This window comes from Pseudonocardia benzenivorans CB1190, assembly GCF_000196675.2.
GTDB lineage: Bacteria > Actinomycetota > Actinomycetes > Mycobacteriales > Pseudonocardiaceae > Pseudonocardia > Pseudonocardia benzenivorans.
In genome coordinates, this window is sequence record NC_015312.1 from 5181738 (window position 1) to 5205920 (window position 24183).

A 24183-nucleotide genomic window follows, 5' to 3' on the forward strand; every position below is an offset into this window, starting at 1 on the left:
GGGCGAGCATGCGCCACAGGCCAAGGCCTCAGCTGTCTTGCCGCCCGAGGGGTGTGCCACCGGGGTGAAACGCTCGCCGTTCGAATGGTTCCCAACCTCTAACCTCCTGCTGGTGAGGCCCGTACCAGCACGTCCATAGCGTCTATGGCATGAACGGTGTCACGGTCTCCCGCCCCACCGCCGCGAACGACCCCGGACAGCCCTCCGCCCCGCAACCCACGGGCAACCGGACGCCTTCCCGGCGCGCGGCCAGGACCGGGTGGCGCCGGCGGCGCCGATGGGTCGGACTGGCCATGATCGCTGTGCTCATCCCCGTGACGGTCTCCTACGTTCGAGCGCTGGCGTATCCGGGGAACGCGTCGTTTCTCGTGCGGACCGTGGAGTGGGTGCGTGACCACGGGGGCGCTCCCGTGGTGAACCTCGCCGAGAACGTCTACTACCGCTTGCACGCACCCGCCGATACGGCCCCGGACTCCCGTTCCCTTCCGGTCGTCACCACCGACCCCTCGCGGCCGATCACTGTCGCGCCGGTCGCACCGCTGATCACTCCCGCGCTCGCCGGCGAGGGTGTCTGGACCCCGACTCAGGCGATCCCGGGGCACGCCGCGTCGGTGCTGACGACGTTCATCCGCCCCGATCCCGCCCATGCCAGCGTCGTCGCGGGCATCGCGCGGTTCGACCAGCGCACGGTCAGCACCCGACTGATCCCGGGCACCCGGGAGCCCAGCGGGCTGGGCTGGCCTGAGGCCGGGCGCGTCCCGGCGGCCTCCCGCCCGACCCTGCTGGCCACGTTCAACTCCGGGTTCAAGATGAAAGACGCTAACGGCGGGTTCTCCGCCGATGGCCGCACCCCGGTTCCGTTGCGCGACGGCGCGGCGTCGGCCGTGATCGACTCCTCCGGAGTCGTTCACATCGGAGCGTGGGGCCGCGACGTCGGCGCCGGCCCCGACGTCGTCGCGGTCCGCCAGAATCTCGATCTGATCATCGACCACGGTCAGGTCGTGCCCGGTCTCGACATCAACGGCGGCGGGCAGTGGGGTTCGGCGAGCAACCAGCTGCAGTACACCTGGCGGTCCGGCCTCGGCGTCACGGCGCACAACGACCTGGTCTACGTCGGCGGCGCCGGCCTGACGCTGGCAACACTTGCCGCTGCGCTCACGCAGGCCGGCGCGGTCACCGGCATGGAGCTCGACATCCACAACCAAATGGTCGACATGTTCACCTACGACCACACCGCTCACCTGCCCGCCCAGCTCGTCGGCACCCCTCTGCTGCCGACGATGCCGGGCCCGGTCGACCGCTACCTGCAGGCCGACCAGCGGGACTTCTTCGCACTGACCGCGCGGTGAGCACGATCGCGCTGCTCGCGGCACAGGACGCCCTCGTCCTCGCCGCCGTGATCGTCCTCATCGCGCTTGCGTACGCCCGCAATCCCCTTTTCGTGCCCGCCGTGAGCGCAACAGTGCTGTTCGGCGCGCACACGGTCTTGTCCTCGATCGTCGCGATGCACGGTCTGGGGCCGCTCGGGCCCGACACCGTTGTTCTGACGTGGATCATGCAGGAGCGCTCTGCCGCGGCGACGACGGCGATGTCAGTGGTATCGGCGGCGGGCGGCACGCTCGGGATGGTCGTGGTCGCCGTGGCCACCTGCGCCGTGCTGCTGTGGCAGCGCCGCATCCGTGCCGCGGCCGTGGTCGTCGTGGCCCTGGGCGGTGCCGGGGTACTGGTCGTCGTGGTCAAGAACCTCGTTGCCCGGCCACGGCCGCCGCAGTCCTGGCAGCTCGCGGCGGAGAGCAGCTACTCGCTGCCCTCGGGGCACGCCCTGAGCTCTACGGTCGTCCTCGGGATCGTGGCAGCGGTCGTGGTCACACGCACGACACGCACGCTCATCCGATGGACCACGGTCGCCCTCGCGGCCGGGGCCGTGGCGGCCATCGGCGTCAGTCGGCTCTATCTCGGGGTGCACTGGCCCAGCGACGTGCTCGACGGCTGGCTGCTCGGCGGTGCGTGGCTGACGGTGTGCGTGGGCGCGCTCTTCCGCGTCGAGCCTTCCCCGGGGGAGGTGGCCGCCGCGGACCCGCTCATTCCACTCGGCTCGATCCCGGCGCACGAGGACCGGCCGCCCGCCCGCAGGTGAGCAACGACGGCTCTCGCGGCAAGGTGGAGGCAAACACTGCTCGCCCCGTCGAACCCTTGCACTCCGGCCACCCCGCGATTGCCGAACGCTTGCCCGCGGGCTCGCACACTCCGGTCATGTCGACGACGAGCTCGTTGCACCGCAGGCAGTCCCAGACGAGGCGCGGCGGCGGGGAGGCGGGCGGCTGTGTCCTTCTCACCGGCGCGGAGTACACCGGCGGCCTGGCCGCACTTCGCGGGCTGCACCGGGCCGGCTACCGCACGTGGGTCGCCACCACGGACCCGCACTCCTACGGGGCGCTCTCTCGTGCCGCGGCGGGGGTGATCCCGATCCTCGACCCCCGCGTCGATCCCGACGGCTTCGCGCACGGGTTGGCGGCCGCGGCGACCCGAATCGGCGCGACCGTCGTCCTGCCCGGCACCGAGGCTGGTCTGCTCGCCCTCGCCGACCGTCGCAACCTCTTTCCCGCTGGTGTCGCGGTCGGCGCGCCCGAGACGGCTCTCGTCGCCGCCGCGTGCGACAAGAGCCTGCTCGACTCACACGCCCGCTCCGCCGGGTTCCTCGTCCCGCCGACCGCCGCCGTCACCCTCTCCGACCTCGACGACGGTGACGGCGGGGTCCGCTTCCCCGCTGTCGTGAAGCCACTGCGGTCGGAGATGACCCGCGACGGTCGCCTCGAGCGCATCGAGGTCGCCCGGGTGGCGGGACTAGACGAGTTGGTCACGGCGTTGCGCGACCTGCCGGGTCAAGCCGGACTCGTGCAGCCCTATCTGCACGGCCGGATCCGCACCGTGAACGGCGTGGCCTGGGAAGGACGGGTCGTCACGACCGTGCACAAACGTGCCGAACGGACCTGGCCCCGCGACTGCGGCGTCGTCTGCTTCGCCACCACCGTCGCGCGCGACCCGGCCCTCGACGAGGCGGCCCGGGCGTTGATGGCGAACCTGCGCTGGAGCGGTCTGTTCAACATCCAGCTGATCGAGTCGGCGTCCGGGCCGCTGCTCATCGACCTCAACCCGCGCGTGTACCACTCGCTCGCGCTCGCGATCGCCGCCGGGCCGAACCTGCCGGCGATATGGGTGGACCTGCTGCTGGGCCGGACCCCGGCCGTCGTCGACTACGAGCTCGGCCGCACGTTCCGCGCCGAGGACGACATATACGCCGTGCTCAGCGCGCGCGACCGTGGGGTGGGCTCCGCTGTCTCCGAGCTCAGGCCCCGCCGGGGCACGACGCACGCAGTTCTGGACCGTCACGACCCGCGACCGACCCAGGCGCTGGTCGGCCGGGTTGTCTCCGGTCTCCGAAGGAAGATTGCCGATCGCCGGCACGGGTGAGCCCTCCGGACGACGGCAACCGTCTCCTGTCGGTCGAGAAATCGCCCACCCGAGCCGCCGAGGCGTTCGGCCCCCAGGGGGTCCCGGTCTCGGTCAGGCCGACACGTGGTTGTCAGCCGACCAGGAGCAGCACCACCGTGAGCAGCGCGGCGATTCCGACCCCGACCACGAAGCTACCTGCGCCGACGAGCACGCACAGGCGCAGAAAGGCAGATGCGTAGCGCCGCAGTCGTGTCATCACCCGGCCCCCGATCCATCGCCACCGCGTCGCAGTGGTCCCGACGCCATCCCTCCCGACGGTAGGTCCGGGTCTGTTCGGAGTCGGGTAGCTCGATGCAAGCGCCGGGTAAGGAATCTCCAGGCCACGGGAGGTCCCCGCCGAGCCTCGCCCTTGACCTCATCACTCGGCTGCCCGCATCGCCGGGAGGACACCGCCCGCACCGGGCGCGGTCGCGACGAGCAGAGTGAAGGTGGCCGGGCGTGCCCGGCTCAAGGTGAGCCGCCCACCCTCGGCCTCGGCCAGGCTCCGCGCCAGCGCGAGACCGATGCCGTGCCCACCTGTCGGGCGAGGCCCATCGATGCCCGCGGAGCGCCGCGCGAACAAAGTCGTCGGCGGCATCAAGATTCCTGGTCCTTCGTCGCTGACGTCGACCGCGAGCGCACCCGCCGCGTCCCGGACGTCAACGGTGACCGTTCCCCCGCCGTGCTGTAGCGCGTTCTCCAGCAGCACGGCGAGAACCTGACGGATCGCTGCTTCGGATGCGCTCGCAGGCAGAAGACCCTCCTCCGCCCGGACCAGTAGTGTCCTGCCGCGCTCGACCAACAGCCGCCGCCACGGCTCGACGACGTCGGCGACCAGAGACACCATGTCAACCGTGCCGCGTCCGGTGCGGATGTCGCGGGCGAGGGCGAGCAGGTCCTCGACCGTGCGCTGCAGGCCGTCGGCCGCATGCACTGCATCGTCGATCGCCGCGCGCAGGTCGGCCTCGGGATCGTCGAGCGCGGTCTCCAGGCTCAGCCGGAGCCCGGCGAGCGGGGTCCGCAGCTGGTGCGAGGCGTCCGCTGTGAACGCCCGCTCGCGCGCGACGAGGTCCCCGAGCCGGTCAGCGGTGGTGTCCAGATCGGCCCCGACGGAGTCGATCTCCGCAATCCCCACCCGCCTGGTCCGCGCGGTGAAGTCTCCCGCTCCGAGCAGGCGGGCAGTCGTGGACAGCTGTTCCAACGGGCCGGCCAACCGTCCGGCCTGACGTCGAGCGACGATCCACACCGCCGCGAGCGCCGTGAGCGCGAACGCCGTCATCACGGCCCAGACCAGGCCGATCTGCAGGTAGACCTCCGCGCCGGAAGCGGCGACCCGCACGACGCCCGCGCGCGGGTCGTCCCCGGTCACGGCGATGGCGACGACTCCGTCGCCGGAGGTGATCTGCCCGGGGTTGGCGAGTGCGTCGCGCACCGGCGGGTCGGCTGTGGCCGGTCCGGTTCCGAGGATGCGCGTGCCACTCGTGTCGTAGAGCGCGACGTCGGCTTCCTCCGCGACGGTCGGTAGTTCCAGTGGGTGCGTGCCCGCGATGTCGACTGCGACGGTCAACGCCGAGACGGTCGCCACCTGGTCGAGCTCGCTGCGTTCGCGATCGACCAGGTATTTGGCAGCGATCGCGGCCAGTGGGAGCCCGAACAAGGCGATGGCGAGAACAGCTGCGCCCAGGGTGAGGACGGCGATACGACGGCGCATCAGGCGGGCGGATCGAGCCGGTACCCGTGGCCGCGCAAGGTCACGATGGTCGGCATGCGCACCGACCCGGCCGAGGCCAGCTGCCGGCGGATCGAGGCGACGTGCACGTCGAGGGTCTTCGTGGAGCCGAACCAGTTCTCGTCCCAGACCTCGGCGATCAGGACATCGCGACTGACCGCGACGCCAGGATTCGCCGCGAGGCGCGCGAGCAGGTCGTACTCCCGCGGACGCAGGCGAAGCTCGCCGCCGTTGACCGTGACTCGTCGGCTCGCGAAGTCAAGGACGAGGTCTCCGAGCTCGGTCGGCGGCTCGTGGCGTCCCGCCTCGGCGCGGCGGAGGTGAGCGCGCACTCGTGCGTGCAGCTCACCGAGCCGGACGGGTTTCACCAGGTAGTCGTCCGCGCCGGACTCCAGCCCGAGCACGACGTCCATCTCTTCGTCGCGCGCGGTCAGCATCACGATCACCGCGTCGGGCAGGGCGGGCCGCAGGTCGCGGCAGACCACGATGCCGTCGAGATCCGGGAGCCCCAAATCGAGCAGGACCAGATCGAACGCCGCCCGCGTCCCCTCACGGACCGCGGCCGCGCCGTCCTGGGACCAGACAACCTCGTGCCCGTGCAGCGTCAGGCTGCGCGCGAGCGCGGCCCCAATCGTCTCGTCGTCCTCAACCAGCAGCAACCGGGCCACGAGACCGACTCTAGGACGGGCACGAGGACCGATCCGCCCAAAGGCGGGCGTGCTTACCGAACGCTTGCTCCTGGTTGGCCGACTTGGCCCCCATTTGCGCGGCCACGCTCACCGTTGCCGGCACCCAACCGCGCGCTGGCCGACGCCGCCGGCCCAGGCCGGGCCGGCGGGAGGGTCTTCGGGACCTCGAGGAGGGCGCTCAGCCGAGGCAGACGCGGCTCGCCGTGGGGATCAACCGCTCGACGTCGTTGCCCACCGCCCGCCTGTGCGCGGCCCGCGCCGGACTCGCCAGCAGCCGCGTAGCGGCGTTGCACGTCCCCGGCCGGCACAGCCCGGAGGTGGCCCTCGTCGGTCGGTACCGCCCCCGTGCACGCCCGCAGCCCGACGGTGGCCGACCGCGCGTCGAACCCGGGGCCGCCTTGGACCGACGCCGCTCGGGCCCGGACCAGGAGCCGCGGCGCGGTGACCAACTCGTCGCCCGTCGCGTGACGGGGACTGGCGTGGTGGTGTTCGCCGCGAGTCGTTGCCTGCGGCAGAAGCCGGTCTCCGCCGGCGACACTCATGCCAACAGCGCCTGGCCCCAGTGGCCGCCGGGCGCGACCCCGGGCGGGCAGGCGAACACGCCGCTGCCGACATGCTGGATGTACTCGTTGAGGGCGTCGTTGAACTTGCCCGCGAGCGTGGTCTGGATGGTGACGAACTGGGCCCGCGGGTCCCGCTGGTAGGCCATGAAGAACAGGCCGGCGTCGAGCCGCCCGAGCTCGTCGGTGCCGTCGACGAACGAGTAGCCGCGCCGCAGCAGGGTCGCGCCGCGGTTGGTGCTCGGGTGCGCGAGCCGCACATGCGCCTTCGCGTCGATGACCGGGCGACCAGTCGCGTCCTGGGCCTGCAGGTCGAGCGGGTCGAACTCGTTCGATGCGCCGAGGGGCCCGCCGCTGCCCTTGGACCGCCCGATCACCCGCTCCTGCTCGGTCAACGACGTCGAGTCCCACGGCTCGATGAGCATCCGGATCCGGCGGGTGACGAGGTAGCTGCCGCCGCTCATCCAGGCGGGTCCGTCGCCCGCGCCGACCCACACCTGCGCGTCGAGCGCCGCGGTGTCCTCGGCCTTGAGGTTCGCCGTGCCGTCCTTGAAGCCCATCAGGTTGCGGGGCGTGGCCTGCTCGGTGGAGGTCGAGCTCGTGCGGCCGAAACCGAGCTGGGAGTAGCGCACCGACGCGGTGCCGCGTGCGAGGCGGGCCAGGTTCCGGATGGCGTGCACCGCGACCTGCGGATCGTCGGCGCACGCCTGGATGCAGAGGTCACCGCCGCTGCGCGCCGGGTCGAGGGCGTCGCCGGGGAAGGCGGGCAGCTCGGCGAGCTGCGGCGGCCGGGCGGCGGCGAGCCCGAAGCGGTCACGGCCGTTCGCGTCGGTGAACAAGCCGGGGCCGAAGCCGACGGTGAGCGTCAGCCGCGACGGCGCGAGCCCGAACGCCTCCCCGGTGTCGTCGGGGGGAACGGCCGGGTTGCCGGCCACCGCACCCGTCCCGACGTCGAGCCCCGCGGTCATCCGCGCCGCGGCGTTCGTCCATGCCGTGAGCAGGGCGACGAGGTCCGCGCGGGTGGCCGCCGGGCCGATGTCGAACGCTGCGAAGTGCAACCGGTCTTGTGCAGGTGTGGCGATGCCTGCTTGGTGGTCGCCGAAGAATGCAACGGCCTGGCCCGCCGACGCCGCGCCTGCCGACGCGCCGGGCGTCGCCGCGTACGTGATGCCCGCCCCCGCAGCGCCGCCGACGGCGGCGGCCCCGCCGATGAGCCCGATCATCCGGCGTCGGCTGACGCGGGTCGCCCGGGGCGTCTCCGGCAGCGCGGGGGGCGGCTCCGACGTGGGTGGCACCACCGGGGCTCGGTCGGTGCTCGACGTGTCGGTCACCGGCCCGTCACCGCGCCGCTGATCTGCCCCAGCGGTTCGGAGAGCGCATCGACCTCGACGGCGAGAGCCTTGACGTCGGCCGGCGTGAGTGCGTCGTAGGAGACGTACGGGCTGCCCGGGACGAACCCGGGCGCGCCGGGCTTGGCTTGATGGGTGCCAAGCAGCTCGACCAGGGCGGTAAACCGCTGGTCCAGGGTGGTGGGGAGCTGCGAGTTGTTCGCCTGCAGCGCGGGCCGCAGCGCGGTGAAGACGTGCTTCGCGCCGTCGACGTTCCCCGCGAAGTCGACGAGGTCGATGCGGGAGTAGCGCTCCTCCTCCCCGGTGACCTTGGACTTGGCGACCTCATCGAGCAGCGACTTGGCGCCGTTGCCCATCACCAGCGGGGTGAGCTGCACCGTCTTGACCAGGGCGTCAAGCTTCCCGACGTTCGCGACAAGGGCGTCGGCGAGGGGTGCTGCGCCGTCGAGGGTGTTCTTCTGGAACAGGATCTGCTCGACGGCGTGAAACCCGACGAAGGGGGTTCCCGGGCCCGCGTCGTCGATGCGCATGTCGATCAACGGGTCGAGGTCGCCGAAGGACTCGGCGATCGGCTCGATCCGCTCGTAGTGCAGGCGGGCGGTCGGGTAGGCCTGCCGAGCCGCCGCGAGGTCCCCGCTCGTGATCGTTGTGGCCAGCGTGGTCGTCGTGTGGAGCAGCGCCTGGGCCTCGGTTTCGACGTAGGCGCGGTAGGAGTCGACGGCGGCCTGCAGGTTCTGGTCGGCGGTCCCGGTCGGAGCGGGCGTGCCGGTCACCGTCAGGGCTGTCCGGTTACCGTTGCCGATCATGCCCGGCTTGCAGGCCACCTGGTAGTCGCCCGCGGGCAGGTCGACGATCAGCGTGCGCGTCGTGGAGGGTCCGACGTTCTCGACCTCGCCCACGACCCGATCGCCCGCGGCGTAGACGTAGACCTCCGTCACCTGCGACGCGGTGTTCGTGATCGTGAACGTATGCCGGCCGGCCGCGATGACCGTCTGCGCTACGCCGCATGTGCTGTCTCCCGCGTCGACGGCGATGCTGCCGTCGCCCGCGGGCGCCGTGGCGGCGCTCGAGGAGCAGCCGGCGGCGAGCAGCGCAGTCACGACGAGCGGACCCAGGACGGTCGCAGCACGCAAATGTGCCGATCTCACGGTTCTCCTTGATGGGTGGTGACGCAGGGGTGTGACGAATGGTTCGTCGGTCAGGGCTGGGCGTCGGCGCGCGAGCCGCCGGGGCTCGCCGCCGCGGCTTGGCTGCGGCGGCGTGCCGGCCTGAAGTACAGCGTCATGACGACGACGAGGTAGCCGGTCCAGGCGATCGCCTGCGCCCACGACGTCTGGGCGGTCACGTTGAAGACGCCCTTGAGCAGCGCCCCGTACCAGGAGCTCAACGACAGCCGGTCGCCGAGGTCGAAGGCGAGGTTGTTCAGACCCGGGAGCGCGCCACCCTCCTGCAGGTCCCGGATCGCGTATGACAGCACGCCCGCGGCGACCACGATCAGCCCGGCGCCGGTCCAGGTGAAGAACCTGGCGAGGTTCAGTGAGACCGACCGGCGGTAGAGCAACCAGGCGAGCAGCACCGCCGTCGCGATCCCGAAGGTGAACCCGATCACGGGATCGGTCGTGCTCCCGGCGGCGTGCACCGCCGACCAGAAGAACAGCGCGGTCTCCAGGCCTTCCCGGGCGACGGCGAGGAAGGCGGTGACCCAGACGGCCAGCACGCCCACCGCGAGCGCCGAGGAGAGCTTGCCGTCGAGCTCGCTGCGCATGCCGCGGGCGGTTCGTCGCATCCAGAAGACCATCCAGGTGACGAACCCGACCGCGATCAGCGACATCGTGCCGCCGAAGATCTCTTGGCTGTGGAAGTCCGACAGCAGCGAGGTCGACGTGTAGGTCAGCAGCGCACCGAAACCGATGCTGACGACGACCGCCACCGCGACCCCGCCCGCCACTGCGGGTAAGCGGTCGCGCCGGTCGACCTTGACCAGGTACGCGACCAGGATGCTGACGACGAGCCCGGCCTCCAGACCCTCCCGCAAGCCGATCAAGTAGTTGGCGAACACCGGCGAGCCCCTTCACAACATCTACTATCGAGCGATAGTAGTTGCGGGTAGCCTCACCTAACGTCGGCCGAAATGCAAGGCCTTCCTGCCCGCCGGCGCGACCGGTCGCCGGGCCCTGCGGCGATGGCAGAATCGGGCCGCACATGCCGTGGCCGGTGTCGCCGCGCAGTCCGAGGAGGACCGAGTCCAAGGAGGACCGATGGTGGGGCGGCGCAACCCGCGACCGCGCGGGGCGCTCGAGACCGAGGTCGTCGCCTGCCTCGCCACAGCGGATGGACCGCTCACGCCCGCGCAGGTGCAGGCCGGGCTCGGCGGCGACCTCGCCTACACGACGGTCCTCACCACCCTGGCCCGACTGCACGACAAGCAGGTCGTGACCAGGGAGCCGCACGGCCGCGCCCACGCCTACCGCCTGGTCGGCGACGGCGTCGCCGCGCAGGCCGGGCTCACCGCGCGCGAGATGCGCAAGCTCCTCGACGGCGGCGTCGACCGGGCGAGCGTGCTGGCCCAGTTCGTGGGTCGGCTCGACGAGGATTCGGAGCGGCTCCTGCGCGAGCTGCTCGACCGGCGCGCCGCCGGGTCGGAGCAGGACGGGACCTCGTCGTGACAATGACCGTCCCCGTCCTGATGCTTCTGCTGCTGGGGCTGCCGGCAGCAGGCGGCGCCGTCGCGTCGCGCTGCGCCCGGTCGCTGCCACCCGCCGTCGCGACGGTGCTGCTGACGATCTTCGCCGTCAGCGCCGCGGTCGGGACGCTCGCAGCCTTGGCCCTCGTCGGGTACGTCGGCACAGTCGACCTGCTGCCCGCGCTGCACCCAGCCGACTGGTCGGCGTCGGAGATCGCCGCGGCTCTGCCGGTTCCGGTCGCCGCCGGCGCAGGCGTGCTCGCGGTCGCACTGACCGGGCGCGGGCTGCTCGGTCTTGCACGGACGCTGCGCAGCGACCGGGCGGTCGTCGCCACCGTCGCGGGGCTCGCGGCGGCGGGCGATCTCGTCGTACTCCCGGACCCGGGAATCCTGGCCTACGCCGTGCCCGCCCGGGGCGGTCGGATCGTGGTCTCGGCCGGGATGCTGCGCGCGCTCTCGGGCCCGCAACGGCGGGCGCTGCTCGTCCACGAGCGCGCCCACCTCGTCCATCACCATCACCGTTACCTGCGGCTGGGCTACCTCGCGGCGATGCTCAACCCGCTGCTCGGGCCGGTGGAACGCGCTGTGGACCATGCCGTCGAGCGCTGGGCCGACGACGCCGCGGTCCGCGCGGTCGGCGACCGCGCCGTCGTGGCACAGGCGATCGGGGTGGCCGCCGTCGCCGGGTCCAGCAGGCGCGGTGGCACGACGCTCGCGGCCGGCCGGGGCGACGTCGTCGCCCGCGTCCGGGACCTGCTCGATGGTCCCCCGCGACGCCCGGCATCCGACGCCCTGCTCGTCGTCGCGACCGTGCTGTCCTGGGCCGTCGTCGCCCTGCTGGTGGTACATACTCACGGTCTCATCGAGACGGCGGAGCTGTCGGGGAGCTGACCCCCGCGCACGCCCCTCGGCCACGACGGCCCCGGCGTACCAGGACGACCCACGTCCCGGCAGCCACCACGACGAACACTGCCGCGGCCACGACCGCCCGGATCGTCGACGGCGCGAGCCCCTTCGCGGCCCCGGTGCCGTCCGGCTTCGCCACGACCACCACCGAGTACGGCCCACTCAGCTTCTCGACAAGCGGCGACGCATCGGCGACCACCGCCGAGAGCGCGATCTCCGCGGCCCGGAGACCGGCACCGGTGACCGCGGATAGCTGGATCATCGGGGTCTTCGGCACGACCGTCGCAGTGACGGTGAGCCCGCCCGCGGGTATCGACGCGGCCGTCGCGGCTTGGGCCAGCCACTGCGGCTCGCCGTAGACAGCAGCCGCGACGGTCACGCCCTGCGAGGCGTCGAGCACGGTCCCGCTCGAAGTCTGCTGGGCCGCGGCCGCGGGGTTGGGGACGAGGATGACCTCGGCGTCCGCCATGTAGGACGGCGACAGCGACAGCAGCGCGACGAACGCGAACGTGGCGGCGGCGATGGCCGCGCAGGCCGAAATCGCCAGCCTGCGGGAGTTCATGCCCGCACCGTAGTCAGCGCCGGGTTGTCGGCGGGCTAATTGAGGGTCGCCGACCGGTAAGGAGCCGCAGAGACGCCCCTGCCGCGCCCGGATTCTGGTGTTCTCGCGTTCATCGCCGTCGCAACTCCGCTGTGGGCTCCCGGCCGGCCCTTCGCCCCCACCGTCGCGGTCGGGGTCTTCGGCGGGTTGGTCATGGCCGCCACCGTCGCCGCGCTCACCGGTGCCGCGGCCGTGCGACTCGTCGCGCGGTCGCGCCGGTCCTGGCTCGTGGTCATGAGGAGGAACCCGCGACCCGCAGACGATGCGGTGCGAACCGGGACGCCAACATGGACGACGACCAGATGGCCGACCGAGGGTGCCGGCGACAGCGCTGTCGGGGCCTGCCCGCCGTCCGTCTCGGGCGCATCCCGAAATGCTGGTGCCGCTCGGTTGAGCGGTGGGCCGCGGGGCTCAGGGGTACGCCGCCGGCTCGAATGCCGGGGGGAGCCGGCCCGGGACGATGCGCCGGCCACTGATCTGCTGGGGAATCAGACGCATCCAGTGCCCGTGCTCCCCCGGCGCCCACGGCTCGACGCCACTGGCCCGAGTACGTTCGACGAGCTCGGCCCGGTGCTCCGCGGTGACCTCCTCGGCCAGACCACGCACGAGTACGCTCCAGCCGGCTCGCGTCCCCCTGTCGATCTGGTCGACCTCGAAGGTGACGTTGGCGTGGTCGGCCGCGCTGAGCTTGGTGCCGGTGTCCGTACGGATGACGATGGTGGTTCCGTCGAGTGCGAAGTTCACCGGGAAGATCAACGGGTAGTGCTCGGCGTTGACGCCCAACCGTCCGATCTGCTCGGTCGCCAGGAGGCGGTAGCACTCGTCGACGTCCAGGACCTGCAGCTGTCGGTCGCGTTCGCCTTCGGTCATCGGTTCTCATCCTCTCGGTGTCTGCCAGGGCCACGCGGGCGTCGGCCGGTGTCAGCGGCGAGCTCCCCGGGTCATCTCAACGCGGCGCGGGTGCCGCGGGCGATCTCGAGGTCCTCGCGGGCAGGGACGACGACGGTGCGTACGGCAGCACCGGCTGCCGTGATCTCGCCGTCGACGGTGTCGTCGAGCGCAGGGTCGACGGCCACGCCGAGGAACGCGAGCCTTTGCGCGGTGCGGGTCCGGATCTCGCCGGCGTGCTCGCCGACCCCGCCGGTGAAGGCCAGGGCCCCTATCCCACCGGTCGCGGCCGCCATCGAGGCGATCCCGGCCGCGAGCCGGTGGACGTAGGCGTCGCGGGCCAGGACCGCGTCGGGCTCGTCCCGGGCGGCCGCAGCCAGGACCTCCCGCATGTCGGGAGTGCCGGCCAGGGCCGCCAGCCCCGAACGCTTCTCCAGCGTTTCGGCGATCTCGTGCGGGCTGAGGTGCTCGTGCTCCTCCAGCCACAGCACCAGGCCGGGGTCGACGGTGCCGGAGCGGGTCGCCATGACCAGGCCCTCGAGCGGAGTGAAACCCATGGTGGTGTCGACGCTGCGTCCGTCGAGCACGGCGGCCAGTGACGCTCCCGCCCCCAGGTGCGCGGTCACGATGCGCCGGGCTCCGGTCAGCTCGGCGACCCGCGCCGAGCACCATGCGTGGGACAGGCCGTGGAAGCCGTAGCGGCGGATGGCGTAACGCTCGCGCCACTGCTTCGGCACCGCGTACGTCGCGGCCGCCTCCGGGATCGAGGTGTGGAAGGCGGTGTCGAAGCAGGCCACGGCGGGGAGGTCGGGCAGCAGCGCGGTGACCGCGTCGAGCCCGGCGAGGGACTTCGGCTGGTGCAGGGGAGCCAGCGCGGTGAGGTCCTCGAGCTCCTTGCGCACCGCGGCGTCGATCACGACAGGGTCGGTGAACCGGGTGCCGCCGTGCACCACACGGTGGCCGACGGCGTCGGGCACCGGCCAGTCACGCAGCACGCCCTCCAGCTCGGCGCCGGGTTCGGTGTCGGCGCTCTGTTCGACGTCGTCGTCGGGCCCGAGAAGACGCAGCTTGACGCTCGACGACCCGGCGTTGACCACGAGCACCCTCATGAGCGGCCCCTCGTTCCCGCCGCGGTCGTCCCCTCGCCGTCGTTCATTCCCACCGCCAGTCGGCGATCTCCGGGTCGTCCTCGCCGTGCTCGCGGGTGTACGCGCGGGCGGCGAGCCGACGGTCGGCCATGTCCTGGCGAAGAGTGGCGGCCCGGCTGCCGAGCGTCGGCACCCGGTCGATCACATCCATCACCAGGTGGAAGCGATCGAGGTCGTTGAGCATGACCATGTCGAACGGCGTCGTGGTGGTGCCCTCCTCCTTGTAGCCGCGCACGTGGAGGTTGTGGTGGCCGTTGCGGGAGTACGTCAGGCGGTGGATCAGCCACGGGTAGCCGTGGAAGGCGAAGATCACCGGTTTGTCCACGGTGAACAGCGCGTCGAACTCCCGGTCGGACAGACCGTGCGGGTGCTCGCGGTCGGGCTGCAGCCGCATCAGGTCCACGATGTTGATCACCCGCACCCTCAGCTCGGGTAGATGCTCGCGCAGCAGCGCGGCCGCGGCGAGCGTCTCCAGCGTGGGGATGTCGCCGCAGCAGGCCAGCACGACATCCGGGTCGTCGGCACCGTCCGCCACCGGTGTGGACGCCCATTCCCAGATGCCGAGCCCGCGGGTGCAGTGCGCGATGGCCTCGTCCGTCGACAGGTACGTCAGCTGCGGCTGCTTGCCGGCCACGATCACGTTGACGTAGTGGCGACTGCGCAGGCAGTGGTCCGCGACGGAGAGCAGGGTGTTGGTGTCCGGGGGCAGGTAGACGCGGGTGATCTCCGCCTTCTTGTTCACCACGTGGTCGAGGAAGCCCGGGTCCTGGTGGGAGAAACCGTTGTGGTCCTGACGCCAGACATGGCTGGACAGGAGGTAGTTCAGCGACGCGATCGGGGGCCGCCACGGGATCGCGCGGGTGGTCTTGAGCCACTTGGCGTGCTGGTTGAGCATGGAGTCCACGATGTGGATGAACGCCTCGTAGCTGGTGAACAGCCCGTGCCGACCGGTGAGCAGGTAGCCCTCCAGCCAGCCCTGGCAGAGGTGCTCGGAGAGGATCTCCATGACCCGCCCGCCCGGGGCCAGGTGCTCGTCGCCCGGCTCCACGGCCGCGTTCCAGGCCCGGTCGGTCACGTCGAAGACCGCCTGCAGCCGGTTCGACGCGACCTCGTCGGGCCCGAAGAGCCGGAACCGGTCGGGGTTGCGGCGCACCACCTCCCGCAGAAACTCACCGAGCACGCGCGTGGCCTCGCTCATCTCGACGGCGGGCTTGTCCACGGGCACGGCGAAGGAGCGGAAGTCCGGCATCGCGAGGTCGCGCAGCACCACCCCGCCGTTGGTGTGCGGGTTCGCGCTCATCCGGCGCTCCCCGCGGGGCGCCAGGGCGCGGATCTCGTCGACGAGCCGCCCGTGCTCGTCGAACAACTCCTCGGGCCGGTAGCTGCGCATCCACTCCTCGAGCTGGGCGCGATGTCGCTCGTCGGTCCGGGTTCCGGCGAGGGGGACCTGGTGGGCGCGGAAGGTGCCCTCGACCGGCTTGCCGTCGACCTCCCGTGGCCCGGTCCAGCCCTTCGGCGTGCGCAGCACGATCATCGGCCACGCCGGGCGTCCGACCGGCGGGTCCGCCTTGATCGCCGCGATCTCGTCGAGCGCGGCGTCGAGCCTCGCGGCGAGCTCCTCGTGCACCGCCGAGTGGTCCGTGTCGCTGCCGGCGGTGACGAACCGGGGCGCGTATCCGTAGCCCCGCATCAGCGCGGCGAGCTCCGCTTCGGGGATCCGGGCCAGCACCGTCGGGTTCGCGATCTTGTAGCCGTTGAGGTGCAGGACCGGCAGCACGACGCCGTCCCGGCGCGGGTCGAGGAACTTGTTCGAGTGCCAGCTCGCCGCCAGCGGACCGGTCTCGGCCTCGCCGTCGCCCACGACGCACAGTGCCAGCAGGTCCGGGTTGTCGAACACGGCGCCGTAGGCGTGCACCAGCGCGTAGCCGAGCTCGCCGCCCTCGTGGATCGACCCCGGCGTCTCCGGGGCGACATGACTGGGCACCCCACCGGGGAAGGAGAACTGCCGGAACAGCGCACGCAGCCCGTCGGCGTCCTCCCCGATGCCGGAGTAGACCTCGCTGTAGGTGCCTTCGAGGTAGGCGTTGGCCACCAGGCCCGGCCCGCCGTGCCCGGGCCCGGTCACGTAGAGCGCGTTCAGGTCCCGAGCCTTGATCACCCGGTTCATGTGCGCGTAGAGCAGGTTCAGCCCGGGCGTCGTTCCCCAGTGGCCGAGCAACCGCGGCTTGACGTGCTCGGCGGCCAGCGGTTCGCGGAGCAACGGGTTGTCGAGCAGGTAGATCTGCCCCACGGACAGGTAGTTCGCCGCTCGCCACCAGGCGTCGAGCACGGTCAGGTCGTCGGACGAGGTCGAAGGCACTACACGGCTCCCGTTCTCTCGGTCTCGTCGGTTACAGCGGTGGGCGGGGTGGGCAAGCGCGTCCTGGATCGCCCGGACGACCACGAAGTCGAGCGGCATACGTGTGTACCCGGTGATCCTCGGCGGAACCGCCGTCAGGGGCCAGGGCCCTCCTGTCGGCCGAGGGTCCCGACGCAACCGGTGGCAGCGCGCCTGCGCCGATGCGCGCGTCCGTCAGCGCACCCGGATCACCGGGCAGGGCGCGAAGGCGAGCAGACCCTGCAACACCGAGGCCTGCGTCGTGCCCGTCGCCGCGTGCTCACGATGGCCCACGACCACCGCCCGAGCCCCCCGCGCCTGGTGCAGCAACGTCGACAGCGCCGGTTCCTCGCCGAGCTCGGTGCCGACCGACAACCCTTGCACGCGCTGCCGCACCCGCTCGGCCTCCGCGTCCAGCAGCCGCCGCGCCGCGGCCTGCTCTTCACCCCGGTGCTCACCGTCGAGGTGCAGACGACCGTCCGGGTCGCGCCTCAGCTCGGTCCACGAGTGCACCAGCCTCACCGACGCCCCCCACCCGGCGGCCAGATCAGCAGCGAGGTCGGCCGCCGCGCGAGCGGGCGCCGACCCGTCCACCCCCACCACGACCGGGCCCTGCCGAGGCGCCGGCAACTCCACCGCCGCGCCACGCACCACCGCCAGCGGACACTCCACACCCTCGGCGAGCAACCGCGCCAACGGCCCCGTCATCCCCGGACCGGACCGCGCACCCGCGCTGCCGAGCACCAGCAGCCGCGCGCCGACCGCATGTGCGGCAAGCACCTCCGCCGGGGTACCCGTCACCATCACGCTGTCCACGTCGGACACCCCTGCCCGCTCGGCATCCGCACACAGCTCCCGCAGCACCGCCGCGGCCGGGCTGTCACGGCCGTCCTCGGGCCGGACCGCGTGCACCAGCCGCAACCGCGCCCCGCATGCCGCCGCGACATCCCCCGCCCACCACACCGCCGCCCGCGCCGACGCACTCACATCGACCGCCACGACGACCGTGCCACCCCGAGCAGCCTCGTCGCCGACCGGCGCCCCGCCCGGCGCCCCGGCCGGGGAACCACCCGGCGGCGGCCCGTACGTCAACTCGTCGACCACCGAGACCACACCCTCGAGCCGGGCGACCAGCGCGACGGCCAGCTCCACGTCCGACCTCGTCGCGAGCCGACCCCGAAGCGTGACCACCCCGCCACGGACCCCGACCTCGACCTCCCCCGCCCCGACATGCAGGAAGTGCGCGAACACCTCGTCCACGACCTCCGCGCGCAGCTCCGCGTCGTCACGCAGGAACACCGCCAGGACATCCGAGCGTCCCAGCACCCCCACGACACGGCCCCCGACCTCGTCGAGCACCGGCAGCCAACCCACACTCCGGATCCGCATCCGCCGCGCCGCCTCCGCGACCGACGCATCCTGCAGGACATAGATCGCCGGCGTGCTCATCACGTCGGCCGCCGTGGTGGGCCGGTCGGTGCGGGCGTCGTGGACCGACCAGCCGGGCGCACCCAGCCGGTCCGGGTCACGCTGCTCGGCCCTGCGGACCAGGTCGGCCTCCGTCACCACACCGACCAGCACCCCGCCCTCGAGCACCGGCACCGCGCGGATCCCCCGCTCCACCAGTACCCGGGTCACCTCGTCGAACGAGGTGTCCGGCGCCACCGACACCACATCGGTCGTCATCACCTCACGCACCAGCGTGCGCCGCAGCACGCCCCGCGCCACGGCGGTCACGGCCGGACCACCGCGACGGGACAGTTCGCGCGACGCAGCAGGGCCTGGCTGACCGACCCGAGCAGCGTCCCGCGGACCGATCCACGGCCACGACTACCGACCACGACGAGCTGTGCGGTCGCCGCGTGGTCGACCAGAACCGAAGCCGGGTCGTCCCGCACGATCAGCGGTTCGATGGCGACATCGGGATACTTCTCCGACCAGCCGGCCAGCCGCTCGGCGAGCACCTCGTGTTCGGTCGCCTCGATGGCGTCCCGGTCCCGGAGCGCCCAGTCGGCCGTGTCGACCGTCGAGTCGTTCCATACGTGGACGGCGACCAGCCTGGCGCGACGGGCGGACGCGGTGGCGAAGGCGTAGGACAGCGCGGCCTCGCTCACCATCGAGCCGTCGACGCCCACGACCACCGGACCGTTCGCCGTCGCAGTGCCCCGCACGACGACAACGGGGCATCGCGCCGAGGCCGCCACGGCCACCGCGACCGATCCGCTCAACAAACCCGACACACGACCACGGCCGCGATGACCGACGACGACCAGCTGTGCGTCGGCGGACTCCTGGTGCAGGACCGCGGCCGGGGTGCCGCCACGCACCTGCGTCTGCACCTCCGGCGGGGATGCGGCGTCCTCGGCCAGGATGCGCGCGTCGGCGAGCCATCCTTCCGCCGTCGTCACGACCGCCTCGCGTACGTCCGGCGGCTCGAGCCCCGTGGCACCGATGCGGTGCGGCGTGACCCACTCGACCGCCGCGACGAGCCGCAGCGGCAGATGTGAGCGAGCCGCCTCGTCGGCGGCCCACCGCACGGCATCCGACGCCGCCTCCGATCCGTCGACGCCGACCACGACGCTGCGCGCCCCCTGATCGCCCACGGTTCCTCCCCTCCCGAACGTCCCCAGAAGATGCCGTCTGCCGTCGCGGCCCGGCCACGGCTGTGGGTCACGGTGACCCCGGCCCGACGGCCCGGTGCAGCAGGGTCGAACGACCCGCGGGCTCGGCTTCCGATGAGGGTGGACCCCCACGCACCACCCGGCGCGCCCTCCATCACGAGCAGCCAGGTCGTGGGCGCAGAGCCGCGTGGCCCGTCGAGCGGGCCGGGCGGCTCGTCCCGGGGAGGCCGGAGGTACGCGGACCAGCCGGTACCAGCGGGAGCCGGTCAGAACGACGGCACCCGCAGCGGTCCGCCCGAGTCCGGCGGAACGGACACGACGACGGTGGACATCACGTCACGGACGAGAGCGCACACGCTCGCCTGACCGCCTCGTCCGGGCGGTGTGCGCCATCACGGCCGGCCTCCTGCTCCGGCGCCAGGTGCGGGGACGACGACGACCGGGCAGTGCGCGTGGTGCACCAGCGCCCGGCTGACCGAGCCGAGCAGGAACCCGCGGATCGCACCGCGACCCCGGCTGCCGACGACGACCTCCCGGGCGTTCTCCGAGAGCCGTGTGAGGGCACCGGCGGCACCGTCACGGACGAACACCCGGCGAACGGGAACCTCCGGAAACTCCTTCTCCCACGGCGCGACCCACCCTGCGACCAGCTCGTCGCACGCCGACTCGACGAGCGACCAGTCCAGCAGCGGGAGCGCGAGCGGGTCGAGCTTCGTCGCGTTCCAGGCATGCACCACCACGAGCGCACTGCCGTGCGCGGCGGCATCGGTGAACGCGAGTCGCAGGATGTCGTCGCGGTCCGCGGAATCGTCCACACCGACCACGACCGGTGCGTCGCCCGCCGCGGCCGCATCCCGCACGACCGCGACCGGGCAGTGGGAGCGCCCGGCCAGTGCCAGCGCGACCGAACCGAGCAGCAGCTCGTCGAACCCCCCGGTACCCCGGGCACCCACGACGACCAGCGAGGCACCCTGCGACTCCCGCTCGAGCGCCGCCGCCGCGGCGCCACCGACGACCTCGGTGCTCAGCTCCAGCTCCGGCCGCAGCGCCGCGACCTGCGAGGCGGCCGTTTCCAGGTGCCCGCGCGCCTGGGTGACGAGGACGTCGCGCAGGTGGTCCTCCCCCAGCGCGGGCAACCCGATCGCGCGGTAGGTCGTCCACTCGACCGCGGCGACCAGCCGCAGGCTCGTACCGTGGACCGCGGCTTCCTCCGCGGCCCGCTCCACCGCGGCCAGCGCCGCGGACGAGCCGTCCACCCCGGCGACGACGGGTCGTTGCCACTGGACCGGGGCGCTCACGACGCGTCCTCACGCACGACCGCGACCGGGCACGACGCGTGCCGCAGCAGCGCCTGGCCGACCGAGCCGAGCAACGCCCCGCGCAGCGCGCCGCGACCGCGGCTGCCGACGACCACGAGCTGGGCACCGACCGACATCTCCACCAGCGTCGCCGCCGCGTTGTCACGCACGACCCGCCGCCCCACCTCGACGTCGGGGAACTTCTCCCCCCAGCCGGCCAGGCGTTCGGCGAGCACCTCCTCGGCACCGATCGCGAGAGCGGCCCAGTCGACCGCGGGCGCGGCGATCGGGTCGATCATCGCGTCGCTCCAGACGTGGACGGCCAACAGCGGAACCCGACGTGCCGAGGCCTGCGCGAACGCGAACGCCAGCGCGGGCTCGCTGTGCGGGCTGCCGTCGACGCCGACGACGACGGGCAGGTGCCCCGTCGAACCCACGGTCCCGCGCACGACCACCACCGGGCATCCCGCCGCCGCGGCGACCGAGATCGTGACCGATCCGGCGAGCAGCCCGGCGAACCCACCCAACCCCCGACAGCCCAGTACCAGCAGCGCAGCCTCGCGCGAACGCGCGAGCAGGGTCGGCGTCGGGGTGCCGGTCGCCACCTCGGTGCGCACCTCGACCTCCGGCGCGATCCGGCGGGCCTCGGCAGCGGCCTCGGCGAGGGCGTCCTCGGCCGCCTCGACGAGCACCCGACGTAACCGTTCCTGGCCGAGCGTGGTCATTCCCATCGGCGACGGGACAGCCCACTGGGCCGCGGTGACCAGGCGCAGCTCCGCCCCCCGACCGGCTGTCTCTGCAGCGGCCCACCGCACGGCGTCCAGCGCCGCGCTCGACCCGTCGACCCCGACGACGACGGCACGGCCCGGTCCAGCACCCATCGGTCCTCCTTGATCCGTCCTGCCATCACCATGGCGACCGATCGTGACGGCGCTGAGCCGCCATCCGTCCCGTGCGGAGGGGCCGGACGGCCCCAATCGCCGGTGGCATCACCCACCGGCGGGCCGGCAGGAGCGCTCAGGGACCTTGGGCCCGCCGATCACCGTCCGCGGGGCCCTGCCGATCGCCGGAGGCGCAGCGGACGGTGGAGCTCCGGGACGACGGGAGGAGCGAGATGCGCACACGCGTCGGGGTCAACGGGATGGGACGGATCGGCCGGGCACTGTTCCGGATCGCGGAGGACCGCGCCGGCTGTTCCTTCGAGATCGTCGCGGCCAACGACGTGGCCGGCGCCGAGCAGGTCGCGGGCCTCCTGACGCGCGACTCCACGTACGGCCGATGGGACAAGCGGATCGAGCTGTCCCACGGCTACCTGTCCGTCGACGATCGCGCCGTGCGCGTGACGCAGTGGCAGGACCCGACGGATGTCGACTGGTCCGAGGACGGCGTGGAGATCGTCGTCGACGCGACCGGCCGGTTCCGCACCCGCGACGCGGCCGCGGCGCACCTGAGCTCCGGCGTCCGCAAGGTCGTGCTGACCGCGCCGGGCTCGGGGATGGACGCCACCATCGTCATGGGCGTCAACGACAGCGACTACGAAGCGACGCGCGACCACGTGCTCTCGGCGGCATCCTGCACGACGAACTGCGCGGCGCCGATGGCATACGTCCTCGACCAGGCGTTCGGGATCGAGGAGGGGCTGTTGACCACCGTGCACAGCTACACCGCCGACCAGAACCTCGTCGACGGTCCGCACCACGACCCCCGACGGGCCCGATCCGCGGCGGTCAACATCATTCCGACAGGGACCGGAGCCGCCAGGGCCATCGGCGCGGTCCTGCCCAGGCTGGCCGGCCGTCTGGACGGGCTGTCCCTGCGAGTGCCCGTCGAGGACGTCTCGCTGGTCGATCTCACTGTTCGGCTCTCGACGCCGGTCACGGCGGCCCAGGTGAACCACGCGTTCGTCACGGCGGCCGACGGCGCCCTCAAGGGGGTGCTCCGGTGCACGACGGAACCGATCGTCTCCCGCGACGTCGTCGGCGAGCGCGCGTCCTGCCTGATGGATCTCGGTCTGACCCGCGTCGTCGAGGGCCTGGTGAAGGTCTTCGGGTGGTACGACAACGAGTGGGGCTACGCCGAGCGCGTCGCGGACCTGCTCGGGCTGGTCGCACGCACGCTGCCCGACGAATGAGGCCTGCCGGGGCCGGGTCCGCGAGCGCGCAGGTGCACGAGACGCACGTCGGGATCGTGCTGCTCGTCGGCGACCGGGCCTACAAGGTCAAGAAGCCGGTGCGCACCTCGTTCTGCGACTTCTCGACGTCCGCGCTGCGTCGGGTTGCGATCGAGCGCGAGCTGCGGCTCAACCGCCGCCTCGCCCCGGACGTGTACCTCGGAACGGCGCGGCTCGACGGCGCGGGCTGCGCCGAGCCGGTGCTCGTGATGCGGCGCATGCCCGACGACCGGCGGCTCTCCCGTCTGGTGTCCGACGGCTGCGACGTCACCGACCACCTGCGTCGGCTGGCCAGGATGCTCGCCGCGCTCCACGCGCGCTCCGAGCGGTCCGCGTCGATCACCGCCGATGCGAGTGCCGATGCCCTGCTCGAGCGTTGGCGGGCCAACCTCGCGGGGATGGAAGCGTTGCGCGGCAACGCGCTCGACCCGGGCCTGCTCGACGGCGCGGGCCGGCTCGCTGCGCGTTTCCTGGCCGGCCGTCGCCCGCTGTTCGTCCGGCGCGCCGCCGAGGGCCGTGTGGTGGACGGCCACGGCGACCTGCTCGCCGACGACGTCTTCTGCCTCGACGACGGCCCTCGGGCTCTCGACTGCCTGGACTTCGACGACTCCCTGCGCCACGTCGACGGCCTCGACGACGCCGCGTTCCTCGCCATGGACCTCGAGCGGCTCGGCGCGGACGCGGCGGCGCGGTACTTCCTTCACGCGTACGCCGGGTTCGCCGCCGATCCCGCTCCCGACACGCTCGTGCACCACTACGTCGCCTATCGGGCGGGCGTGCGGGCCACCGTCGCCGCCGTACGCCACCTCCAACAGCCCGACGTCGGCGCGGACGCCGACGCGGCCCGGCTCCTCACGCTCACCATGGCCCACCTGCGCGCCGGAGCGCCGCGGCTCGTGCTCGTCGGCGGGCTGCCGGGGACGGGCAAGTCGACGCTGGCCGCCGGTCTGGCCGACCGCACCGGCGCCGTCCTGGTCTCCAGCGACCGCGTGCGCAAGGAGCTGGCCGGCATGGCCCCGTCGACCTCCGCAGCCGCTCCGTTCGGCAGCGGTCTGTACGCACCTGAACACACCGGCGCCACCTACCGGGAGCTCCTGACCCGCGCGGCGGCGCTGCTGTCCCTCGGTGAGTCGGTCGTGCTCGACGCGAGCTGGACGTGCGCCCGCCGGCGCACCGAGGCAGCGGCCGTGGCCGACGACCGCGCAGCGGAGCTCGTCCAGGTCCGCTGCGTGGCTCCGTCCGACGTGGCCGCCGCACGGATCCGGGCCCGGCACGGCTCGGCGTCCGACGCGACCCCGGCCGTCGCGGCGCAGATGGCGGCAACCGTGGACGCGTGGCCCGACGCGCTGGAGGTGGACACGACGGCGCCGGCGGCACGGTGCGTGGACATGGCACGGGAGGCCTGGGACGCCGCAACCGATGGGCTCCCGCGCTGAACCCGGCCGCGGCCGGGGCGCGACGAAGCAGGTGCCGGACTCCGCTGCAGGTCGGCCATCGTCGGGCGATTGGGCGCGCCCCGAACCGTGCAGGGGCCCCGGGACGGTCCGGCGCCGACGAGGGACCAGGTCGCCTTCCGCGAGATGCAGGTCGGTACGGCACACCCCGCAGGCGAGGACGCGGACGCGCACCTCTCCCGCGCCCCGGATCGGGGTCGGGCACTTCCGTCCGGACC

At 72.8% G+C, this 24183-nt stretch carries 21 protein-coding genes; 7 read left to right on the plus strand and 14 right to left on the minus strand.

Features of this window, described 5'->3' with window-relative positions:
- Positions 1-386: 386 nt before the first annotated feature.
- The 3 genes from PSED_RS24290 (at position 387) to PSED_RS24300 (ending at position 3471) form a co-directional block, all read left to right on the plus strand.
- The gene (locus tag PSED_RS24290) at positions 387-1349 is read left to right on the plus strand and encodes a hypothetical protein (RefSeq protein WP_143770598.1); all 963 of its coding nucleotides are present in this window, start codon (positions 387-389) and stop codon (positions 1347-1349) included.
- The gene (locus tag PSED_RS24295; RefSeq protein WP_013676884.1) at positions 1346-2137 is read left to right on the plus strand and encodes a phosphatase PAP2 family protein; all 792 of its coding nucleotides are present in this window, start codon (positions 1346-1348) and stop codon (positions 2135-2137) included. The genes PSED_RS24290 and PSED_RS24295 overlap by 4 nt, the downstream gene beginning before the upstream one ends.
- A 116-nt stretch (positions 2138-2253) precedes the next feature.
- Positions 2254-3471, plus strand: coding sequence for a carboxylate--amine ligase (locus PSED_RS24300; protein WP_041759993.1), 1218 nt, complete (start codon positions 2254-2256; stop codon positions 3469-3471).
- A 112-nt stretch (positions 3472-3583) separates the two neighbouring features.
- Here PSED_RS24300 and PSED_RS35375 read toward each other — a convergent pair whose 3' ends face one another.
- From PSED_RS35375 to efeU, 6 genes are all read right to left on the minus strand, one after another.
- Complete coding sequence (locus tag PSED_RS35375) at positions 3584-3709, minus strand: hypothetical protein (protein ID WP_013676886.1); 126 nt, start codon at positions 3707-3709, stop codon at positions 3584-3586.
- 162 nt (positions 3710-3871) lie between these two features.
- Positions 3872-5203 (minus strand): sensor histidine kinase, encoded by a 1332-nt coding sequence (locus PSED_RS24305; RefSeq protein WP_013676887.1) that lies wholly within the window; start codon positions 5201-5203, stop codon positions 3872-3874.
- The gene (locus PSED_RS24310; protein WP_013676888.1) at positions 5203-5889 is read right to left on the minus strand and encodes a response regulator transcription factor; all 687 of its coding nucleotides are present in this window, start codon (positions 5887-5889) and stop codon (positions 5203-5205) included. Before PSED_RS24310 ends, PSED_RS24305 begins: the two co-directional genes overlap by 1 nt.
- 559 nt (positions 5890-6448) lie before the next feature.
- Complete coding sequence (gene efeB, locus PSED_RS24315) at positions 6449-7765, minus strand: iron uptake transporter deferrochelatase/peroxidase subunit (RefSeq protein WP_267939138.1); 1317 nt, start codon at positions 7763-7765, stop codon at positions 6449-6451.
- 32 nt (positions 7766-7797) lie between these two features.
- The gene (gene efeO, locus PSED_RS24320) at positions 7798-8967 is read right to left on the minus strand and encodes an iron uptake system protein EfeO (protein WP_013676890.1); all 1170 of its coding nucleotides are present in this window, start codon (positions 8965-8967) and stop codon (positions 7798-7800) included.
- A 50-nt stretch (positions 8968-9017) separates the two neighbouring features.
- Positions 9018-9878, minus strand: coding sequence for an iron uptake transporter permease EfeU (gene efeU / locus PSED_RS24325; protein WP_013676891.1), 861 nt, complete (start codon positions 9876-9878; stop codon positions 9018-9020).
- A 199-nt stretch (positions 9879-10077) separates the two neighbouring features.
- On the opposite strand from efeU, the gene PSED_RS24330 reads away from it, so the two are divergent.
- Entirely contained in the window at positions 10078-10485 is a 408-nt protein-coding gene (locus PSED_RS24330; RefSeq protein ID WP_013676892.1) for a BlaI/MecI/CopY family transcriptional regulator, read from the plus strand.
- Positions 10486-10487: 2 nt separating this feature from the next.
- A complete protein-coding gene (locus PSED_RS24335; RefSeq protein WP_041759995.1) occupies positions 10488-11393 on the plus strand; it encodes a M56 family metallopeptidase in 906 nt (301 codons plus the stop codon).
- Here the strand turns inward: PSED_RS24335 and PSED_RS24340 are convergent.
- From PSED_RS24340 to PSED_RS24375, 8 genes are all read right to left on the minus strand, one after another.
- Complete coding sequence (locus PSED_RS24340) at positions 11362-11970, minus strand: hypothetical protein (protein ID WP_013676894.1); 609 nt, start codon at positions 11968-11970, stop codon at positions 11362-11364. The genes PSED_RS24335 and PSED_RS24340 overlap by 32 nt on opposite strands.
- Positions 11971-12420: 450 nt before the next feature.
- Positions 12421-12879 carry a pyridoxamine 5'-phosphate oxidase family protein gene (locus tag PSED_RS24345; protein ID WP_013676895.1) on the minus strand — a complete coding sequence of 153 codons (459 nt, stop codon included), beginning with the start codon at positions 12877-12879 and terminating at the stop codon, positions 12421-12423.
- Positions 12880-12950: 71 nt separating this feature from the next.
- Positions 12951-14006, minus strand: coding sequence for an acetate/propionate family kinase (locus PSED_RS24350; protein ID WP_013676896.1), 1056 nt, complete (start codon positions 14004-14006; stop codon positions 12951-12953).
- Between the two features lie 43 nt (positions 14007-14049).
- Positions 14050-16404, minus strand: coding sequence for a phosphoketolase family protein (locus tag PSED_RS24355; protein ID WP_013676897.1), 2355 nt, complete (start codon positions 16402-16404; stop codon positions 14050-14052).
- Positions 16405-16617: 213 nt separating this feature from the next.
- Positions 16618-18159, minus strand: a complete 1542-nt coding sequence (locus tag PSED_RS24360) for a CBS domain-containing protein (protein WP_013676898.1) — start codon at positions 18157-18159, stop codon at positions 16618-16620.
- Entirely contained in the window at positions 18156-19025 is an 870-nt protein-coding gene (locus PSED_RS24365) for a universal stress protein (protein WP_013676899.1), read from the minus strand. Before PSED_RS24365 ends, PSED_RS24360 begins: the two co-directional genes overlap by 4 nt.
- A gap of 410 nt (positions 19026-19435) precedes the next feature.
- Positions 19436-20341 carry a universal stress protein gene (locus PSED_RS24370; RefSeq protein WP_013676900.1) on the minus strand — a complete coding sequence of 302 codons (906 nt, stop codon included), beginning with the start codon at positions 20339-20341 and terminating at the stop codon, positions 19436-19438.
- Positions 20338-21222 (minus strand): universal stress protein, encoded by an 885-nt coding sequence (locus PSED_RS24375; RefSeq protein WP_013676901.1) that lies wholly within the window; start codon positions 21220-21222, stop codon positions 20338-20340. Before PSED_RS24375 ends, PSED_RS24370 begins: the two co-directional genes overlap by 4 nt.
- 233 nt (positions 21223-21455) lie before the next feature.
- On the opposite strand from PSED_RS24375, the gene gap reads away from it, so the two are divergent.
- Positions 21456-22472: a type I glyceraldehyde-3-phosphate dehydrogenase gene (gap, locus tag PSED_RS24380; RefSeq protein ID WP_013676902.1), complete on the plus strand. Its 1017-nt coding sequence runs from the start codon at positions 21456-21458 to the stop codon at positions 22470-22472.
- The gene (locus tag PSED_RS24385) at positions 22469-23947 is read left to right on the plus strand and encodes a bifunctional aminoglycoside phosphotransferase/ATP-binding protein (RefSeq protein WP_013676903.1); all 1479 of its coding nucleotides are present in this window, start codon (positions 22469-22471) and stop codon (positions 23945-23947) included. The genes gap and PSED_RS24385 overlap by 4 nt, the downstream gene beginning before the upstream one ends.
- Positions 23948-24183 lie beyond the last annotated feature (236 nt).

Coding starts and splice junctions, on each gene's coding strand:
- PSED_RS24300 (WP_041759993.1), top strand. CDS start 2,254: ATGTCGACGACGAGCTCGTTGCACCGCAGGCAGTCCCAGACGAGGCGC.
- PSED_RS35375 (WP_013676886.1), bottom strand. CDS start 3,709: ATGACACGACTGCGGCGCTACGCATCTGCCTTTCTGCGCCTGTGCGTG.
- PSED_RS24305 (WP_013676887.1), bottom strand. CDS start 5,203: ATGCGCCGTCGTATCGCCGTCCTCACCCTGGGCGCAGCTGTTCTCGCC.
- PSED_RS24330 (WP_013676892.1), top strand. CDS start 10,078: ATGGTGGGGCGGCGCAACCCGCGACCGCGCGGGGCGCTCGAGACCGAG.
- PSED_RS24335 (WP_041759995.1), top strand. CDS start 10,488: ATGACCGTCCCCGTCCTGATGCTTCTGCTGCTGGGGCTGCCGGCAGCA.
- PSED_RS24340 (WP_013676894.1), bottom strand. CDS start 11,970: ATGAACTCCCGCAGGCTGGCGATTTCGGCCTGCGCGGCCATCGCCGCC.
- PSED_RS24345 (WP_013676895.1), bottom strand. CDS start 12,879: ATGACCGAAGGCGAACGCGACCGACAGCTGCAGGTCCTGGACGTCGAC.
- PSED_RS24350 (WP_013676896.1), bottom strand. CDS start 14,006: ATGAGGGTGCTCGTGGTCAACGCCGGGTCGTCGAGCGTCAAGCTGCGT.
- PSED_RS24375 (WP_013676901.1), bottom strand. CDS start 21,222: ATGGGTGCTGGACCGGGCCGTGCCGTCGTCGTCGGGGTCGACGGGTCG.
- gap (WP_013676902.1), top strand. CDS start 21,456: ATGCGCACACGCGTCGGGGTCAACGGGATGGGACGGATCGGCCGGGCA.
- PSED_RS24385 (WP_013676903.1), top strand. CDS start 22,469: ATGAGGCCTGCCGGGGCCGGGTCCGCGAGCGCGCAGGTGCACGAGACG.